17 protein-coding genes are annotated in these 18,184 nt (G+C 39.1%); 8 read left to right on the top strand and 9 right to left on the bottom strand.

Going from position 1 to position 18,184, the window contains the following annotated elements:
* The 5 genes from zwf to CWC11_RS13985 form a co-directional block, all read right to left on the bottom strand.
* Positions 1-1,473: a glucose-6-phosphate dehydrogenase gene (gene zwf / locus CWC11_RS14005; protein WP_058548143.1), complete on the bottom strand. Its 1,473-nt coding sequence runs from the start codon at positions 1,471-1,473 to the stop codon at positions 1-3.
* 264 nt (positions 1,474-1,737) lie between these two features.
* Positions 1,738-3,384, bottom strand: coding sequence for a glucose-6-phosphate isomerase (gene pgi, locus CWC11_RS14000; protein ID WP_138683193.1), 1,647 nt, complete (start codon positions 3,382-3,384; stop codon positions 1,738-1,740).
* A 357-nt stretch (positions 3,385-3,741) separates the two neighbouring features.
* Positions 3,742-5,997 (bottom strand): aminotransferase class V-fold PLP-dependent enzyme, encoded by a 2,256-nt coding sequence (locus CWC11_RS13995; RefSeq protein ID WP_138683192.1) that lies wholly within the window; start codon positions 5,995-5,997, stop codon positions 3,742-3,744.
* 136 nt (positions 5,998-6,133) lie between these two features.
* Positions 6,134-7,210 carry an AI-2E family transporter gene (locus CWC11_RS13990; RefSeq protein WP_138683191.1) on the bottom strand — a complete coding sequence of 359 codons (1,077 nt, stop codon included), beginning with the start codon at positions 7,208-7,210 and terminating at the stop codon, positions 6,134-6,136.
* Complete coding sequence (locus CWC11_RS13985; RefSeq protein WP_138683190.1) at positions 7,203-7,421, bottom strand: hypothetical protein; 219 nt, start codon at positions 7,419-7,421, stop codon at positions 7,203-7,205. Before CWC11_RS13985 ends, CWC11_RS13990 begins: the two co-directional genes overlap by 8 nt.
* Before the next feature lie 146 nt (positions 7,422-7,567).
* Here CWC11_RS13985 and CWC11_RS13980 point away from each other — a divergent pair, with 146 nt between their 5' ends.
* Genes CWC11_RS13980 through CWC11_RS13960 form a run of 5 tightly spaced genes read left to right on the top strand, consistent with a single transcriptional unit; the run spans position 7,568 to position 11,087 of the window.
* Positions 7,568-8,233, top strand: coding sequence for a hypothetical protein (locus CWC11_RS13980; RefSeq protein ID WP_138683189.1), 666 nt, complete (start codon positions 7,568-7,570; stop codon positions 8,231-8,233).
* Position 8,234: 1 nt separating this feature from the next.
* On the top strand, positions 8,235-9,692 hold the full coding sequence (gene bepA / locus CWC11_RS13975; protein WP_138683188.1) for a beta-barrel assembly-enhancing protease: 1,458 nt from the start codon (positions 8,235-8,237) through the stop codon (positions 9,690-9,692).
* 53 nt (positions 9,693-9,745) lie between these two features.
* Positions 9,746-10,093 (top strand): arsenate reductase (glutaredoxin), encoded by a 348-nt coding sequence (arsC, locus tag CWC11_RS13970; RefSeq protein ID WP_138683187.1) that lies wholly within the window; start codon positions 9,746-9,748, stop codon positions 10,091-10,093.
* Positions 10,093-10,647, top strand: a complete 555-nt coding sequence (wrbA, locus tag CWC11_RS13965) for an NAD(P)H:quinone oxidoreductase (protein WP_138683186.1) — start codon at positions 10,093-10,095, stop codon at positions 10,645-10,647. Before arsC ends, wrbA begins: the two co-directional genes overlap by 1 nt.
* On the top strand, positions 10,644-11,087 hold the full coding sequence (locus tag CWC11_RS13960) for a DUF2069 domain-containing protein (RefSeq protein WP_138683185.1): 444 nt from the start codon (positions 10,644-10,646) through the stop codon (positions 11,085-11,087). The genes wrbA and CWC11_RS13960 overlap by 4 nt, the downstream gene beginning before the upstream one ends.
* Positions 11,088-11,172: 85 nt before the next feature.
* Here CWC11_RS13960 and CWC11_RS13955 read toward each other — a convergent pair whose 3' ends face one another.
* Positions 11,173-12,510 carry an ankyrin repeat domain-containing protein gene (locus tag CWC11_RS13955; protein WP_058548133.1) on the bottom strand — a complete coding sequence of 446 codons (1,338 nt, stop codon included), beginning with the start codon at positions 12,508-12,510 and terminating at the stop codon, positions 11,173-11,175.
* A gap of 230 nt (positions 12,511-12,740) precedes the next feature.
* Entirely contained in the window at positions 12,741-13,334 is a 594-nt protein-coding gene (locus CWC11_RS13950) for an MlaC/ttg2D family ABC transporter substrate-binding protein (RefSeq protein ID WP_138683184.1), read from the bottom strand.
* A gap of 245 nt (positions 13,335-13,579) precedes the next feature.
* On the opposite strand from CWC11_RS13950, the gene CWC11_RS13945 reads away from it, so the two are divergent.
* Positions 13,580-14,116 (top strand): acyloxyacyl hydrolase, encoded by a 537-nt coding sequence (locus CWC11_RS13945; protein ID WP_138683183.1) that lies wholly within the window; start codon positions 13,580-13,582, stop codon positions 14,114-14,116.
* A 120-nt stretch (positions 14,117-14,236) separates the two neighbouring features.
* Here CWC11_RS13945 and CWC11_RS13940 read toward each other — a convergent pair whose 3' ends face one another.
* Complete coding sequence (locus tag CWC11_RS13940) at positions 14,237-15,607, bottom strand: YjiH family protein (protein WP_138683182.1); 1,371 nt, start codon at positions 15,605-15,607, stop codon at positions 14,237-14,239.
* A 67-nt stretch (positions 15,608-15,674) separates the two neighbouring features.
* Entirely contained in the window at positions 15,675-16,736 is a 1,062-nt protein-coding gene (gene bamC, locus CWC11_RS13935) for an NlpB/DapX family lipoprotein (protein ID WP_138683181.1), read from the bottom strand.
* Between the two features lie 359 nt (positions 16,737-17,095).
* On the opposite strand from bamC, the gene CWC11_RS13925 reads away from it, so the two are divergent.
* Both CWC11_RS13925 and bcp read left to right on the top strand, forming a co-directional pair.
* A complete protein-coding gene (locus CWC11_RS13925; RefSeq protein ID WP_058548128.1) occupies positions 17,096-17,632 on the top strand; it encodes a glycine cleavage system transcriptional repressor in 537 nt (178 codons plus the stop codon).
* 10 nt (positions 17,633-17,642) lie between these two features.
* Positions 17,643-18,122 carry a thioredoxin-dependent thiol peroxidase gene (gene bcp / locus CWC11_RS13920; RefSeq protein ID WP_138683180.1) on the top strand — a complete coding sequence of 160 codons (480 nt, stop codon included), beginning with the start codon at positions 17,643-17,645 and terminating at the stop codon, positions 18,120-18,122.
* The last annotated feature ends 62 nt before the right edge of the window (positions 18,123-18,184 follow it).

Raw genomic sequence — 18,184 nt, 5'->3', positions numbered from 1 at the left:
TTATACCTTATCGCCGGTGTTAAACCATACATGGTTGTTTTCAGCCAATAATTCATCAGCATCATCAGGACCCCAGCTACCAGCACGGTAAAGCGCAGGTTTGCCTTTGTCTTGCCAGCGATCGATAATTGGATCAATCCACTTCCAGGCTTGACGAACTTCATCTCGGTGAATAAATAACGACGGGTTATTTGCAGCCGCATCAAGCATTAAACGCTTGTATGCATCTGAGTGGAAACCATTACTGTAAGCTTGAGAAAGCTCAATGTTCATTGTTACCGGCTCTAGTTGCATTTCAAGATTATCAAGGCGCTTAGACATAAGCGTTAATTGAATCGTCTCTTCAGGTTGCAAGCGAATAACAAGGCGGTTTGGCTCAATATTACCTACGTTATCTTCGTAAATATTGTGAGATACTTTTTTGTATTCAACCACAATCTCAGCACAGCGTTTAGCCATACGTTTACCTGTACGAAGGTAAAAAGGAACACCAGCCCAACGCCAGTTATCAATGTGAGCACGAATAGCAACAAAGGTTTCTGTTTTACTTGAACCTTCATTTAGCTCTTCTAAGTAACCCGGTACAATTTTACCGTTTAGGTCGCCCGGAACGTATTGACCGCGTACAATATTGCTATCAACATCGCCATCTAATAGCGGACGAAGTGCTTCTAACACTTTTAGTTTTTCGTTACGAATACTATTAGCGTTAAGCTTATTAGGCGATTCCATTGCGACTAAACAAAGTAGCTGTAACAAGTGGTTTTGTACCATGTCACGCAATGCACCGGCTTTATCGTAAAAACCAGCACGGCTTTCAAGGCCTACAGTTTCAGATAAACTAATTTGAATATTATCAATAGATTTAGCATCCCACATATTTTCAAACAATGAGTTTGAGAAGCGTAATGCCATTAAATTTTGAACCGTTTCTTTACCTAAGTAATGGTCAATACGGAAGATTTGTTCTTCGTCAAAAAACTCTGCAATTTTACCATTAATAGCTTCAGCTGAATCGCCGCAGTAACCAATTGGCTTTTCAACAACGACACGAGACGTTGGTGTAATTAAGCCTTTAGTTGATAAGATTTCACAACATGTGCCGTATACAGCAGGCGGAAGTGATAAGTAAAATACGCGAGATTTAGTGCTATCGTGCTCATCTAAAATACCTTTTAGAACGTCCCAGTTATCGTCTGCTTCAGTTACGTTACTGACTACTGGCACTAAAAATGTAGAAAATGCTTTCCAGTCTTTAGCGTTAAATTCGCCTTTGCTTAAAAATTCTTGTAGTGCTTTATGCGCTGTTTCTACGTATTCAGCACGTTTAGCTTCTTCACGAACTGTTGGTAGGATACGTGAGCCTTCAGGTAAGTTACCTTCTTGATATGCTCTGTACATTGCAGGTAGCAATTTGCGTAACGCAAGGTCACCACCGCCCCCAAAAATTATAATATCAAAAGGATTAAGCATAGTTACTCTCTACGTTGTGATACCCAATGCATTTGTCTGCGCGGGTATGCCTATTTATTGCTAGATTAGGTGGCTCTTATAGCGTGATTGTATAATAGCCTGCTGAATTGTTGTGTTGTACGGACTTTTTATTATTTTAATTTGCGCTTGTTAAATGAGCCTTAGGGGTCCTGTATTTCCTCTCACAAAAATACAGACCCTAAGAACTCCAGCGCTACCCGTTCAAAGGTACTCGGTTTGCTTATTTTTCAATAAGCTAAATTGTTACTGCGTACGGTGTTGTTTGTAGTACGCCATTAATCCGTTTGTTGAGCTATCGTGTGCGTGCTTAACGCTATCATCGGTAAGCTCACTTTCAATTTTAGATGCTAAACCTTTACCTAGTTCAACACCCCATTGATCAAACGAACAAATTTCTAAAATTATGCCTTGGCAAAATATCTTGTGCTCATACAGAGCTATTAATCTACCCACTGCTTTTGCATCTACAGTGTCTAACAGCATAGACGTAGTTGGGCGATTACCCTTATGAATTTTATGATTTAATAATTCATCAATTTGCGCTTGCGATTTACCCTTAGCGGTTAAATCTGCTGTAACTTGTTTTGCATCTACACCACTCATCATCGCTTCTGTTTGTGCAAAGAAGTTTGATAATAAAATATCGTGATGCTTATCAACATTCACTTGTGGTTTAACTGATGCAATAAAATCAGCAGGTACAATTACATTACCTTGGTGTAAACACTGATAAAATGCATGCTGACCATTAATACCCGTCATGCCCCAAATAATTGGAACTGTAGTATAAGGTACCGTTTCGCCTGCAAAGTTAACGTGTTTACCGTTACTTTCCATTTCGCCTTGCTGTAAATACGCAGGCAACATGTGCAGTGCTTGGTCGTACGGTAAAATAGCTTGCGCTGTATAGCCCAAAAAGCTGGTATTCCATACACTAAGCAACGCCATAATTAATGGTATATTTTGCTCAAACGGCGCAGATTTAAAGTGCTCGTCTACTTCAAAAGCACCTTCTAAAATGGCTTCAAAAGCGTCATAACCTAAATATAAAGCAATGGGTAAGCCTATCGCACTCCAAAGTGAAAAGCGACCACCTACCCAATCCCACATAGTGAATACGTTTTCATCCGCGATACCAAAAGCGGCTGTTTTTTCTAAATTAGTACTTACCGCAACAAAATGCTTAGCAATAGTGCTGTCATCTTTTGCTGTTTGTAAAAACCAATCAACGGCTGTTTTAGCGTTTGTCATGGTTTCTGAGGTAGTAAATGTTTTTGACGAAATAACAAATAATGTTGTTTCAGGATCAATTGCCTTTAATACCGATGAAATTTGTACGCCATCTGCGTTTGATACGTAATGTACGTTTAGAGTATCGTCAGCAAGCGCTTTTAGCGCCTCTGTTGCCATTTGAGGACCCAAGTTTGAGCCGCCAACGCCAATACTTACCACGTCTTTTACTGCTTTACCTGTGTAACCTAACCACTGGCCACTACGAACTTTTCCAACAAATACTTTAATTTTTGCTAATTCGTCATCTACTGCTTGTGTTACGTTTTCGCCATCAACCACTAACGGTGTATGCGCACGATTACGTAATGCAGTGTGAAGCACTGAGCGATCTTCAGTAATATTTATTTTTTCGCCGCTGAACATTTTATCGCGCCATGAAGCAATATCACACTCTTTAGCAAGTGACATTAAGTTGGCAAAAACGTCGTTATCAATAAGTTGTTTAGAGTAATCGAATAATACGCCTGGTATTTGAGTCGAAAATTGAGAAAAGCGTGTGTCATCTTGTGCAAATAACGTTTTAAGATGTGTTTGTTTCATCTTTGCAGCATTTAGCGCTAATGCTTGCCAACTTGCTAATTGCGTTCGGTTAGACATGTAAGTACCCTCTAATTCTTTCAATCAATTGATTTTAAAATGCTTTTTATAAAAGCAAAACTCTTATTACTGCTTTTTCATACTAAAATTAAACGTCAATAGTATAACTAAAAATGCAAAAAAAGTGCTGTTTTTATAATTTAAGGTGCAGATGATAACGCAATTTTTAGCTTTTGACACCGGTATCATAAAAATTTTATAAATTAATTTTCCCTTAATTTAAAGGCACGGATATAGCTTAAACCTAAAAAATGAAATATCGAGTCCCTTAATTTTTGCTTATATAATTATTTACTAAGCTTGCATAAATAAAAAAAGTCGGCCCCAAAGCCGACTTATTAATTATTATAACAACTGTTAATTACTTAAAGCTAAGCCGCCATTTAAGTTATAAACGGTTTTGTAGCCTAACTGCATTAAGTTAGTTGCCGCAATTTTTGAACGGTTTCCGCTTCGGCACAATAATATGTAAGTATCGTTTTTATTGAGCTGGCCTTCAAATACCGCATTGGCCATTCTGCTAAGAGGTATATTTAATGTGCTTGCATTAGGAGTGTTAAACAAGTGAGCGACGTTGGTAGCACCGTGTTCGTATGGTTCTCGTGTATCAATTAAATAGGTGCTATCTGTGCTAAGCATTGCTTTTGCATCTTCAAAACTCAGTTGTTGCGTGTCAATTTCTGGCAGCGCGTTTACATAACCACATAACTGAGTGTTATTAACTTGTTTTAGTGCATCGTATTGCTGCTTTTGCAATGCAAACTCTTCAATTGAAATGTCGTTATTTTTTAAAGCACTTAATAAAGGTGTTTGCTTTTGCTGTACAGCCCAGTTCATAGCAAAACACTGTTGATAGTCGTGCCCTGAACAAATAATACTCTTATTAGTTAGCTGCTTGCTTAATGTTAAAATAGACTGCGCCATAGCTTTTGCATCGCCCCCTTTAAGCGATGTGTTGCCAAGCCCCGCAGGTAAAATTAAATCGCCACAAAAACAGTACCGCGTTTCACCCGCGCTATTTTTTAATAAATAACTGACGCTGTCTTTGCTGTGCCCTGGTGTCGCTACTTTTTCAAGCACGTCATTTGTTAGTGTTATTGTTGCTAGGTTTACAGGCCAACCAAGCGCATCAACCTCACCCTTTACAATTCTATGCGCTAATACACTCGTTAGTAGCGGTGTTGCAGACTCACGATCTTGATGCTTATGAGTATTAAGTACCGCCGCCACCTTTAAGTTTTGAGTATTCGCTATTTTTTCAAATCGAGGAATTAGCTCAATAATTGGGTCGATAATAACTGCGTGCTTATCGTCGCTCACATACAACCAACTACACGCGCCCTGATGCCTAAATTGAGTTAATCCCAGTGCGCACACTTCTTGTTGTGGTGTAGTGCTGTCAGACACGATTAAACAGTTTGCTTGCAGTATTTGTTTTAAAGCACGAATACGCTCACAAGCATAAGTTATATCTTGCTGCGTGGCAGCTGGGCCAAACGAGAGCCTAATTGCATTTTCGCTTTGCCATTTACTTGCGCCCATTGCATCAAGTACAAAGCTTTGCGCAGCACCTGTACTACACGCAGACCCCCCACTGACACGAATACTAGCCGCGTCAAACAAATCAATCACTTCTTTTGACGTTAAATCGTTTACAGCAAAGTTTAATGTTGTTGGCACTGAATGCTCAAAACTATGGTTAAACGTTATATCGCCAAATGTATTTTTTAATGCTTCGTGTAACTCACTACGATAGCTATTTAATGTATCTAATGATTTAAAAGTATCGTCGGTTTTATCAAGTAATAAGCTAAAAAGCTTATTTAACCCAGCAATACCTGGCAGGTTTTCGGTGCCTGACCGCATACCGCTTTCTTGCCCGCCACCGGCTATAAATGGCGTATAGGCACTGCCACTTTTAATGTAAAGTAGGCCAATTCCTTTAGGTGCATAAAGTTTATGCCCAGAAAACGGTGCGTAATCTATCGTTGTATCGCTAAGCGCAAGCGCTTGCTTACCAAGTGCTTGAACGCAATCAACCATCCACGATACATTGTTGTTACGGCTGCGAATTGTTTGCTCAATTGCCGCTAAATCTTGATACACGCCAGTTTCGTTATTAACCGCCATTGTGCAGATCATCAATGCGTTATTGATATGCTTTGCAATAAAATCTAAATCTAAAATACCGTTACTATCCACCGGAATAGCAAGCACTTGGGCGTTTATTTCAAGTACGTTATTCCAGTGTTTTAATGTATTTGGTACGGCTTTGTGCTCTGTAGCACCATATAGCAATACTGGGTTTTTAATAGTGTGTTTTTTAGCATTGATAAGCGTAGAGACTACCGCTGTTTGAATGCCTTCTGTAGCACCTGAGGTAAACAAAATATCACCATTTTTAGCACCAATGACGGTGCGAGCTTTATCGCGTGTTTGCTCTAATAAGTGTTTAGCTTGAATACCACTAATATGCGGGCTAGAAGGATTACCAAAACATATTTGCATAGTATGGGACACCACATCGGCAATGCATGGCAACACTGGGGTCGTTGCATTTGCATCAAGGTAAACTTGTTTTAGTGGTTCATCGGGCAATAAAAACTCAGACATTAAAAAACGCACCTTTATTACTAAAAAATATATCTTATACCCAATAGTACATAAATTTATGGGTAATGAGTAATAACTCTTTAGCAACTTAGGTGCGTTTACTATTCTTTTTTATGCTAAAAATCTGTTTGTAGCGTTACTCTGCCAGCTCTTTGGTTATTTCTTCATGTGTTGATGACCACGCATTTATTAACGCTTTTACAAGCGATGCTAATGGAATGGCAAAAAATACGCCCCAAAAACCCCACAAGCCACCAAAAAATAACACTGCAACAATTATAAACACCGGGTTTAAGTCAACCGCTTCCGAAAACAACAGCGGCACTAATACATTGCCATCGAGTGCCTGGATGATCCCGTAAATTATTAAAATGGTCCAAAACTGCGTTTCAAGGCCAAATTGAAACAATGCCACAGCGGCAACCGGGATCGTTACAAGTGCGGCACCAATAAATGGAATTAATACCGAAAAGCCAACTAGCACACCTAAAAGCGCTGCATAACGTAAATCTAAAACAGTAAACGCTATGAAAGACACACCACCAACAATTAAAATTTCAAACACTTTACCGCGAATGTAGTTCATTATTTGCTGATTCATTTCATTCCAAACCTGCAAAATTAAACGCCGTTGCTGTGGTATAAGTTTAGCGGCGCTACCTGTTAGCTCTAACTTATCTTTAAGCATAAAAAACACAAGTAGCGGCACAAGTACCAAATAGATAAGCCAAGCCACAACATCTTTTAATGACGTAAGCGAAAACGATAAAACCACTTGGCCAAACTCAATTATTTTGTCTTCAACGGTTGCCACAATAGCCTGTACTTGTTCAATATTAATTAAACTTGGGTATTGCTCAGGTAATGCAATTAAGTACGACTTACCTTGCTCTAGCATGTGCGGGGTTTCTTGCACTAGGTTACTGGTTTGTTTCCAAAGCACTGGGCCAATAACTAAAATAAGAGTCAGCATAATGCTTATAAAAATTAGCATTACTATAACTGTAGCGCCAAAGCGCTTTACACCAAAGCGCTCTAAATGCACTACCGGCCAATCAAGTAAATAAGCAATTACCAGTGCCACTAATACCGGCACAATTAACGAACCAAAAAAGTAAAGTAAAGCAACTGAGGCTAATAATAAAAATAATAAGGTAACCGAATGAGGATCCGAGAACTTCCTTTCGTACCATGCTTTTACGTATTCAAACATGTAATGGCTCCACTAATAACAACCCACGTTGTTTATCAAAATTGTAACGGTAAGCATTTTTTTGCAAAAAACGTTCTATGTCGTTCGCACTTTCGCCTTTATTTATACTAAAACTAATGCACTGTTTTGATGACTGCGCACTTTTTAGGGCAAGTTTAAACTGCACAAATTGCTGCGGACATTTAAACTTTGTTAAATCGCGCTCTAACATAACGCCTCTACTCGCGTAGTAAATGAATAATAAGTCGCATATTGTCGGTCAATATACTTATAAAGCATGAACAGCAGTAACTTTTTCTTAAAACAATTCATGCAATAGTTTATCCTTATGAAATAGTTAGCAGTAAGGATAAGTTAATGTCTGGAACGCATAATAAAGCGCATCTACCAAGTAATCCAACACTCAAAGAGATTAATTGGTTTAAAAAACAGATTAATTGGGGGGAGCTACCGCCTTTTTATCATTTAGTTGCGTCTTCTGTTAGTGAATCAGAGGGAGTGTTAGAACACGGATTTGATAACGCAGTAAAAAGCTTACTCGATAAACGCAACTGGAACTTAGACTTACTAGATGGCTACGAAGATAACTTTGGTGAAATACACACAAAACACAAACCACGCATAGCACTGCACCAAGTATTTACCGACAGAGGTTTTGAGCTATGGGCTCAGCCTTATGCAAAAGATGTTATTGTTGATCAATACATTAAAGATAACCGTTTTATGGAATTTAGAGTGTGGGACCCACATTCAATGAAAAACCTAATAAGAATAAACCAACTCCATAAATTTATAGGTTTTTATTTTGAACGCGGTGATAAAGCCGATAAAGCACTTATTTTACATGCACATAAAGTAGTACATAAAATTATTACTTTTTTACAGCGCGAATTGAACGTTGTAAAGCTTGATGGAGTCACAATAAAAGAACTCTACCAATTGTGCGAAAAAGACAGCCGCGCAAGCAGTGACGAAATAGATATTGCCAAAATTGCCATTGGCGAACCAATAAACAAGGAATAAAATGCAGCTAAAATCAGCATTTATCACTTTATGTAGCGCCGCACTCACATTTAGTTTATTAGTGAGCGAGCCTTTAAAGGCACAAACTAACTTTACGCTTCCTGATTTAGGAACGTCTGCATTACAAGCACTGCCACTTGAAAAAGAACAAGCCATTGGCGAAGTTATGATGATGCAGATACGCGGCTCATCGCCAGTTATAAACGACCCCGTGCTTGACGAATACTTAACAACTATTGGCCGAAAGCTAGTCGCTAATGCTAACGATGTACGTTTTCCGTTTTCGTTTTTTTGGATTAATAACTCAGAAATAAACGCTTTTGCATTTTATGGTGGGCATGTAGGTGTGCACACAGGGTTAATAGCGCAAGCCGATAACGAAAGCCAATTTGCATCAGTACTTGGGCACGAGATTGCTCACGTGACACAGCGCCATTTAGCACGCAGAATTCAACAACAACAAGATAATAGCGCAATGACAATTGCCGGAATGATCGCCGGTATATTAGCAACCGTTGTTGCTCCGGATGCAGGTATTGCTATTATTTCAGCAAGCCAAACACAATCTGCGTTTAGCCAACTAACGCATAGCCGCTCGGCCGAGCAAGAAGCCGACCGTATTGGTATGCAAACACTTAACAACGCAGGCTTTGATGCACGCGCATCAAGTGAATTTTTAACAAAGCTCGCCGCACAAATTCGTTACAAATATAAGCCACCTGCATTTTTGCTGACTCACCCGTTGCCTGAAAGCCGTGTATCAGATGTGCGTTTACGCGCCGAGCAATACCCTAAGCGTCAAATAAACCCAAGTCTTGAGTTTAATTTAGCCAAAAGCCGCGTGCTTGCACGTTACGATAACAAACCAGAAAAAGCTGAAGACTTATTTAGAAAACTACTACGCGAAAATAACTACAGTAATACAGCCCTTAAGTACGGTTTAGCTATTAGCTTACTCGATCAAGATAAGTTAGACGAAGCGGCGCCAATCCTTGATGAGTTATTAAAAAACGATCCTAAAAATTTATTTTATATCGACACCCATACAGATTTACTAATAGCGCAAAAAAAGCCTGATGAAGCCGTTAAGTTTTTAGCCGATTTAAATCAATACCGCCCTAATAACCAAGTTATTACGCTTAACTACGCAAATGCAGCGCTTGAAGCTGAGCAATATGAACTTGCCGAAAACACGCTTAAAAGCTTTTTACTAGAAAAACCAAACCATAACTTGGGTAAACAATTACTTGCTGATGCGTATAAAAAGCAAGACAAACTTGCTGCCTACCACGAAGCAAACGCCGATGTACTCTCGCAATATGGCGCATATATTAAAGCCGCAGACGAAGTACAAAAAGCACTTAACTTTGTAGAGCCTACAGAACTGGTTAAGCAACAACGCTTAAAAGCACTACTTACCCAATACCGACGTTTACAAAAAGAGCTTGCAAGACTTTAAGTCTGCAAGCGCTTGCCCTAAAATAGAGGCAATTCACACTTTGGATACATTTTATGTCTGTTACTATTTATCATAACCCGCGTTGTTCTAAATCACGCGAAACGCTAGCCCTATTACAAAATAACAATGTAGAGCCAAGTATTGTCGAGTATTTAAAAACACCTCTTTCGCATGAGCAAATTACAACACTTGTAAGCCAGCTTGGTTTTGATTCAGTTCGCCAGCTTATGCGCACTAAAGAAGACGCTTACAAAACGCTTAACTTAAAAGATGAAAACAGCGAGCAAGTTCTAACCGACGCCATGGTACAAAATCCAAAGCTAATTGAGCGCCCTATTGTGGTTAATAACAATAAAGCAGCTATTGGTCGTCCACCAGAAAACGTACTAAGCGTTTTATAATGAGCGAAACCATTGTGGTGCTTTACCACTCAAGCCATGGCTCTGTAGAGGCTATGGCTCATGAAATAGCTGAGTCCATTGAGCAACAAGGCGCAACGGCCTTACTGCGTACTTTTGTAGCTAGAAATCCGCACGACATTGTTATTTCAAAAGATGAGCTAATAAATTGTGATGGCCTTGCCTTTGGCACGCCCACACGATTTGGCATGATGGCCTCTCAAGCTAAAAGTTTTTGGGAAACCACCAGCGACTTGTGGCTAAAAGGGCAATTAATAGATAAGCCAGCTTGTGTGTTTTCGTCATCAAGCAGTATGCATGGCGGCAATGAAGCCACATTACTTAATTTATCTTTACCACTTTTACACCACGGTATGATGCTACTTGGCGTACCGTATGATGTACCTGAGTTACTTGCCACGCAAACGGGTGGCACACCTTATGGCGCAAGCCATGTGGCAGGTAGTAGTAATTCAAATACGCTCAGTAAAGACGAAATTAAAATATGCCAAAGCGTTGGTAAACGCCTTACTCACATTGCGAGAAAACTTAAATGAATACCGCTGACAACCCAGCTAAAAAGCCTATTACTATAAAATTTCAGCGCGCCGCACTCTTTGGTTATGTCGGCTTGCTAATTTTAATTCCAGTGTGGATGTATTGCCTTCCACCTTTAAACGGTAATGCAAGCTTAGCATCAATCTTTGTGCCTATTATTCCGTTATTGCTGCCGTTAAGAGGCATAATTAAAGACAACACCTACACCTATGCGTGGGCTAACTTTATTGTAATGCTTTACTTTATTCACGGGTTAACCATGCTTTGGGCTGCTCCTGATGAGCTTATATGGGTATTGTTAGAACTTATATTTGCATCTTCTATGTTTATTGGTTGTACGTATTATGCAAGGCATCGCGGACAAGAACAGGGGTTAAAAATTCGTAAACTTAAAGAAGAGCTTGCTGAAGAAAAAGCCGCAAACGAGCACGGTAAATAACGCCTAAATATCAATCAAGCACCATAAATTAAAAAACGCGCTTAAATTACTTTAAGCGCGTTTTTTATTAACTTTTTAAAAGTGACTAAACCAAATCACTCAAAGCCGCTAGCGCCACTATACTCGCAAGCCCAATTTGAGCCACTAAGCTTAATAACGAAAATCCCCTGAGTACAAACAAACCCCACGGGTGCTTAATGTGCGGATATAACGCGCAGCGTTTTAAACTGGCCGCAAAGAAAAAACAAATCACGGCTATCATGGTTAAACCAAGCGTTAATTCACTTTTAATTGTAATTGCTTCATCAAAAAAGAAAAACAACTGTAATGGAAATAGCAACGTAACCACAGCGTGCAACACGTGAACTTTTTTAATTCGGTCAAACTGCCCTTCTGGGGAAAGCTCTTTAATACCAAAATCGCGCTCTAAGCATTTAACTAAGTTATTAGCTTTAATACTTACCGCGAGCCTGTAGCAGCTTAAGCCTTCTTTATTACGCGCTCTAAAATCGTATCCAGCTTTAATTAAAAGCACCATCAACGACTCATTTTTAGCGAGTACAGCGTAATGTAATGCTGTGTTTCCTAAGTTATCGACTGCTTTTTTATCTTGCTTTGCGAGTAAGGTTTCTACTACGTTTACAAAACCTTTTTCAGCTGCCCACATAAAAGCCGTTTTATTGTTTTCATCAGCCAGCACACCGGTTGCGCCTTGCTCAATAAAGCGCATAGCCATAGTTTGTTTAGCTGTTTTTTTACGTAAATGAGTAAGTAATGCTTTTTCAAGCAGCACAACCGAGTCAACATCCGGCGATACTTGAGTTAGTAAGGTAAAGTAGTCTTTCCCAGATGCTACCTTCTCGCTGGCAAGTTCAGAAAGCTTATCTAAATCAGCAATTGATTCTGGAATAAAGGCGCTTAAGCGCTCTCTAAAATCAACTTCCTTCCAAAGTGCTAAAGCATCCTCAGCAGAGAGTTTACTTTTATTATTTAACGCATGCTCAATGAGCGTAAAGTAGCGTTTGCTAAATAATAAATCAACTAAGGATAACGGTGTTTTTATGGTGCTTTGCGCGGCAACACTTGCATATTTTTCGAGGCGCTGACATAGCATAAGCACTAAGCTTTCTGGGGTGTATTCATTATCGTAATAATGGCTTTTAACCGCACCAATATAAGCTTGAGCGTCTTCGTCATATTCGCAAATATGTTGAAAATAACATTCTTCAAATGGTTCTAGCGGAGTTAACCATGCTAAATAATAAATAGGCGGCAACACGGTGGTGCATACACCATCATCTTCATTTGTAGAACGACAAGCAGGCCAAGCTTCCAAAGCATCTAAAATAAAGGCACCGTTTTGTTCTACAAGTCCTTTAATAAGTAATGGGTATTCCTTTGGCCAAATCAGTACATTTTCCATTAAAACAACACAACTCCAGTGTGGCTTGGGGGTGGTAAGTTATATCAGTTTTTAGCTGACACCACGCTTAATCAAAGTGTCGATATTCTAGCACACCTTTATTTAGCTGCGAGCCTAAAGTTGCTCAATAACATCAATCCTTTACTTACAAATATAAAAACGGCCAAGTACATAAGTAATTGGCCGTTTTTGAGGTTGGAGTTGGGCTTAATCAGAGCCAGACACACATGTTATTTGCTTTTCAATTCGCTAATAACTTGCTCCAAACCTACTTCAGAAATACGTTGGATAATCTCTTTTTGTTTAGCACTTAATAACGAGATACCTTCGGCTACAATATCGTAAACTTTCCACTCGTTATTTTTACCTAAACGAAGCTTAAAACTTAAATCGATAGTTGGCGCATTTGGCTCAATAATTTGTGTATTTACCGTAGCATATTCAGAATCGCTTTTAGCATTGTTATGCTCAAATACAACCTGTTGCCCTGTGTATTTCATTAATGCACCAGCGTAAGTGCCTGTTAAATAATGCTCCACTGCATCAATAAAGCGCACTGCTTGTTCGCGCTCTATACCTTTAATGTGCTTCCCAAGTAATTTAAACGACACGAATTTAACATCAATATGCGGCATTAAACGCGTTTCAACAATTTTCGACATTGCTGCCTTGCTTGCATTACCTTGCGAGTTTACTTTACCAATGTCTGCAAATAATGAATTAGCAACAGATTCAAGGAGTCGATCAGGTGCTTCTTGTTGCTGTGCAAAAATCGAACTGCTTATAAATGCAGTAGCAATAAGTAAAAGTTTAATTAGTTTCATGAGTGTCATGTCTGTGTGATTAAGATGACTGTAATTTACGTGATCTACCTCAGTATAAAAAGCATTAAATAGGCAACTTATTAATGCCTAATCAGCACCAATAGAGTAAAGCATTTAAATTCAGTATGTTAACTAATACTGGTTAACAGCCCATAAACAACCGGCATTTTGTCCTCATTGTAATTGTTTACAGGTCGCCCTTATCATTTATTTAATATTTTCAAACAGACAAACATTTGGCACCTATGAAAACGTCACTTAAAACATTTTTTATCTCTTTTGTATTAGTAATATCACTCTTTGGGAAGTCTGCTTTTGCACAATCAGATCATGGTTATGCTGTTGATTTTCTTAAAGGCGAAGGGAACGTTAACGGCGTTAAGCTGGCCTACCAATACCACGCCCCTGGTATGCAAAACCTAATTGGTGACGCACGCTTTTATTTTGAAACCAGTGTAAACATGTGGGAATACCGTCACGGCGATAAAACACAATCTAATGTTGTGTTGGCTATGTCGCCAGTGTTGCAGTTTCCGGCGTTTAGCTTTAACAACACCCCGTTTTATGTGGAGGCAGGTATTGGTGTATCACTTATTGATGAAACTAAATTTGCGGGTAAAAACATTAGCACCCATTACCAGTTTGAAGACCGTATAGGGCTTGTCGCCGACTTTGGTGAAACCAATGTAGCACTGAGAGTCATTCACTATTCAAATGCCGGTTTTAAAGAGCCAAATCCAGGCCTTAATTTTTTAACGTTTTCGGTAGCTAAGCACTTTTAAGGCTCAAATTGGTATGAGTATTTAGATAACGCTACATCTAAAATTTATATCAAAAAGTAATAAATACAAAAAAGCCCTGAATAATCAGGGCTTTTCAATATTAAAACTTGTATTGCGGTATTAACCAACTAACCAGTGTGCCATTAAAGCAATAACAGGCAATGTGATCAGCGTTCGTAAAATAAAGATGATAAACAGCTCTAAAATGTTTACCGGTATTTTACTACCTAATAAAAGTGCACCTACTTCAGACATATAAATAAGCTGAGTGACACTCATAGCAGCAATAATAAAGCGCGTTACGTCGCTTTCAATTGTACCAGCCGCCAATATTGACGGAATAAACATATCAGCAAAGCCAACCATAATAGTTTGCGAGGCAGCAGCGGCTTCGGGTACTTGTAGTAGCTCTAAAAATGGCACAAACGGCATACCAAGGTACTGAAATATTGGCGTATGCTCAGCAATAATTAAAGCAAATGTACCTACAGCCATAACCACAGGTAACACACCAAACACCATATCAAGTGCGTTATGTACGCCCTCTTTAATTGTGCCTTTAACGCCTGTTGAGTTATCTGCTTTGGCAAGTGCTACATCAAGTGAATGGCCAAATAAGGTTTTATTACTAGGAATTGTTTCTGCATCTCGGTCGGGCTCACTGCCATCAATAAGTACATCTTTTTTAAAGCGCAGCGGCGGTAAGCGCGGCACAATAATAGCGGCAACTATACCCGCTAAACACACAGTGGCGTAAAACGGCGCAAATAAGTACTCAAGCTTTACTTGCCCAAGCACCACTAAACTGAACGTAATTGATACCGCTGAAAACGTAGTACCAATAATTGCAGCTTCACGTTGTGTGTAGTGTTTTTGATCGTACTGCCTAGCCGTCATCAAAATACCTACACTGCCATCACCTAACCACGAAGCGGTACAGTCAACAGCACTTCTACCTGGTACACCAAATACAGGGCGCATCACTTTAGTCATTAAGGTGCCGGCAAGCTCTAATAAGCCAAAATTAATTAATAACGGTAATAATAACCCCGCTAAAATAAACACCGAAAACAACACAGGGAGTAAATCATTTAATACAAGCGCACCTGTATTAGCAGAAGTAATCATTTCGCTACCCACACTTAAGTGAGTCATTAAAACAAATGCCATACCAAATAAGCGCACCACTAGCCAGGTCCAGCTCACATCAAACAAATGTTTTAACAAAGGCGAGTTACAAATAGCTGCGGGTTTAAACGCTTTGGTAATTACAGAAATAACCCCTGTAATACAAATAATTAAGGTAATAATAGCTTGAGCAGAACCAAACATCATGGTTTGCACAGCTTTAGCCATTACGGCAATAGGAATGGTCATTCCCTGAGAGGTAGAAATCGGTGTCATAAATAAAAACACACCAATTAACGACGGTACTAAAAAAGTAAACCAAGTGCGCCACGTGTAATGTGAACGATGAGGTAACTGAGACATATTTTTTAACCTATAAAAACTACAAAAAGAGCTTAGCGCTCTTTTTGTAGTAAAAATTTATTATTATTTAAATTTTAATGCCGCGCTGAACGAGTGCTGCTTCTAATGCTTGTTGTAAACCATTCATAGTACCTGGCTCAAGCGTTTCACCTTTGTCATCCATCCACGTTAAGCTAGTACCGCCTTCTTTAGTTTTGCTAACTAAAATTTGGTACTGACCTTCATCTATAGGTAACTGAGCAACTTCGTCGCCCCAAATAGAATCCCATACACTGCTTTCTGGTGCTTTATAATCGGCTGTAATTAAACCTGTATCTTGGTTAATTTCAACAATTGTGAACGATAGACGTTCTAAAAACCCTGAGAACCTGTCAAATACAGCGTCGTACGATTGCTCAGTAACAAGTGCTGCATTGCCTTTATTATCAAAGCCCATTTCTAGTGAAATAATACCTTGGCGTTTACGCATATCAACTTCAAGTTGGCGGTAACGATAGTCAAACTCGCTCACTACTTGGTTAAGTGCACGCACTTCTAACTGCTGTTTTAATAAGTCAGTTAACGTGTGATCACCTTTAAAGTCTATAAGCTCTACACGTAAAGAGGCAGTACGTTGGTGCGATTTTTCTTCAATAGTAAATCTGAATTTTTCTAAATCATCATTTACTTCATCGCCCCACCACCAAAAGCTCTCTTCGGTTTTTATAATTGAGTACCAATCGGTTTCAATTGTACCTAGTAGTTTGTCTTCTTTAGTAGCTACTGCGTTGTTCTCAGCAAGTACTGATTTAATTGTATCCCAAAGAAATTCGTCTAAATCAACAATGCCGTCGTTTTTATCAAAGTAAATACGTGCTTTTTTATCACCTTCTTCAACCCAGCTACCTTTAGCGATAGTAAGCACTTGTGCTGGTGGACGATAATTTGTTGCTTCTGGATTGTTGTCGTATTGACCTACATCCATTTTATAAACTGGGTCTTGAGCTGGTTGAGATAACGACTCAGGTGCTTTTACTGGCTCATGAGTACGGTAATTACGCTCATTATGTGCTTCATTAATAAATACACTACACCCTGATAAACTTACCAATACACTTACTGCAAGTGCTTTTGGGATCCAATACTGCACAGATATTTCTCCTTAGCATACCCTTTAATTGTTTTAACAAGTATATGAGTGGGTGATGCTGATTTGGTTCAGTGTAAAATCAATATTAACTTTACATTTATTATTTGGCTGCCTAATTGCAATAAAGTTCAGCACTTTGAATTAGAAAAAATCTAAGCGCAATTAAGCAAATTTTAGCTATGGTACTTTCCCATGCCAGTAAAAACAAGAAACACCGCACTTTAAAAGCGCTTAATTAGCCCGCATTGTAGTTTAGAGCACTTTTTGTGTTAAACTTCGCCGCCGTGCAACGTATTGTATGTGCATCGGGCTATATCAACTCGGTTGTTATATTTCAAAAAACGTAGGTATTAAACTTCATGACTGCATTTTCAAATCATCAAATTGTTTTAACCGCTATTGGCGAAGATAGGCCGGGAATTGTAAGTGAACTTACGCAACTTGTAAGTGATTGTCATTGCAACATAGTAGATAGCCGAATAGCCATTTTAGGTAGCGAGTTTACGTTTACCATGCTGCTAAGCGGCGATATGTCGGCCATTAGCCGCATAGAGCACACCTTGCCAACTAAAGGCATGGAGCTGGGTCTACTGACCATGATGAAGCGCAGCACAACTCGCCACACCGAAAGTGAATTTTGCGCCGGTTACACGCTCGAATACACAGGTATAGACACCCCTGGCACATTGAGTAAAGTAACGCGCTACTTTGCCGACAACAACATTAGCATTTGCTCTTTAAAGTCAGATACATACGATGAAGAAGTAGATACTAAAATGCGCTGTGAAATTGAATTTAATATTCCGGTTGATGTAGACATTGACCAATTTAAAATTAGTTTTGAAAACCTTTCTCACACACTTAACGTAGATTATATTTTTAAACGTATTCGCTAAGGAGCAAAGCATGAACAAAATTAGCCCACTACAAGCCGGTGATACCGCACCCACTTTTAGTCTACAAAACCAAAACGACGAAACAGTCACATTAAGCGAGCTGCTAAAAGAGCAACAGGTACTTGTGTACTTTTACCCTAAAGCATCAACACCGGGTTGTACGGTTCAAGCCGAAAACTTACGTGACCAACAAGCAGAGCTTGCTAAATTTAACACCCGCGTTGTAGGTATTAGCCCAGATCCAATTAAGCGCCTTAAAAACTTTGAAACTAAAAAAGAGCTTAACTTTGATTTACTAGCCGATGAAGATCACGCAATTGCTGAAGCATTTGGTGTATGGGGCTACAAAAAGTTCATGGGTAAAGAATACGATGGTATTCACCGCCTTACATTTTTAGTAGGCCAAGACGGTAAAATTAAACACTTATTTGATAAGTTTAAAACCAAAGATCATCATCAAGTGGTGTTGGATTTCTTAGCGGCTGAATAAGTTATCAGCTATCAGCTATCAGCTATCAGCTATCAGAAAAGTGATCTGACCCCGATAAAGTA

The organism is Pseudoalteromonas sp. S3178 (assembly GCF_005886985.1).
Lineage (GTDB): Bacteria > Pseudomonadota > Gammaproteobacteria > Enterobacterales > Alteromonadaceae > Pseudoalteromonas > Pseudoalteromonas carrageenovora.
This window is presented reverse-complemented; position numbering and strand designations above follow the sequence as displayed.

Coding starts and splice junctions, on each gene's coding strand:
- zwf (WP_058548143.1), bottom strand. CDS start 1,473: ATGCTTAATCCTTTTGATATTATAATTTTTGGGGGCGGTGGTGACCTT.
- pgi (WP_138683193.1), bottom strand. CDS start 3,384: ATGTCTAACCGAACGCAATTAGCAAGTTGGCAAGCATTAGCGCTAAAT.
- CWC11_RS13995 (WP_138683192.1), bottom strand. CDS start 5,997: ATGTCTGAGTTTTTATTGCCCGATGAACCACTAAAACAAGTTTACCTT.
- CWC11_RS13990 (WP_138683191.1), bottom strand. CDS start 7,210: ATGTTTGAATACGTAAAAGCATGGTACGAAAGGAAGTTCTCGGATCCT.
- CWC11_RS13985 (WP_138683190.1), bottom strand. CDS start 7,421: ATGTTAGAGCGCGATTTAACAAAGTTTAAATGTCCGCAGCAATTTGTG.
- CWC11_RS13980 (WP_138683189.1), top strand. CDS start 7,568: ATGTCTGGAACGCATAATAAAGCGCATCTACCAAGTAATCCAACACTC.
- bepA (WP_138683188.1), top strand. CDS start 8,235: ATGCAGCTAAAATCAGCATTTATCACTTTATGTAGCGCCGCACTCACA.
- arsC (WP_138683187.1), top strand. CDS start 9,746: ATGTCTGTTACTATTTATCATAACCCGCGTTGTTCTAAATCACGCGAA.
- wrbA (WP_138683186.1), top strand. CDS start 10,093: ATGAGCGAAACCATTGTGGTGCTTTACCACTCAAGCCATGGCTCTGTA.
- CWC11_RS13960 (WP_138683185.1), top strand. CDS start 10,644: ATGAATACCGCTGACAACCCAGCTAAAAAGCCTATTACTATAAAATTT.
- CWC11_RS13955 (WP_058548133.1), bottom strand. CDS start 12,510: ATGGAAAATGTACTGATTTGGCCAAAGGAATACCCATTACTTATTAAA.
- CWC11_RS13950 (WP_138683184.1), bottom strand. CDS start 13,334: ATGAAACTAATTAAACTTTTACTTATTGCTACTGCATTTATAAGCAGT.
- CWC11_RS13945 (WP_138683183.1), top strand. CDS start 13,580: ATGAAAACGTCACTTAAAACATTTTTTATCTCTTTTGTATTAGTAATA.
- CWC11_RS13940 (WP_138683182.1), bottom strand. CDS start 15,607: ATGTCTCAGTTACCTCATCGTTCACATTACACGTGGCGCACTTGGTTT.
- CWC11_RS13925 (WP_058548128.1), top strand. CDS start 17,096: ATGACTGCATTTTCAAATCATCAAATTGTTTTAACCGCTATTGGCGAA.
- bcp (WP_138683180.1), top strand. CDS start 17,643: ATGAACAAAATTAGCCCACTACAAGCCGGTGATACCGCACCCACTTTT.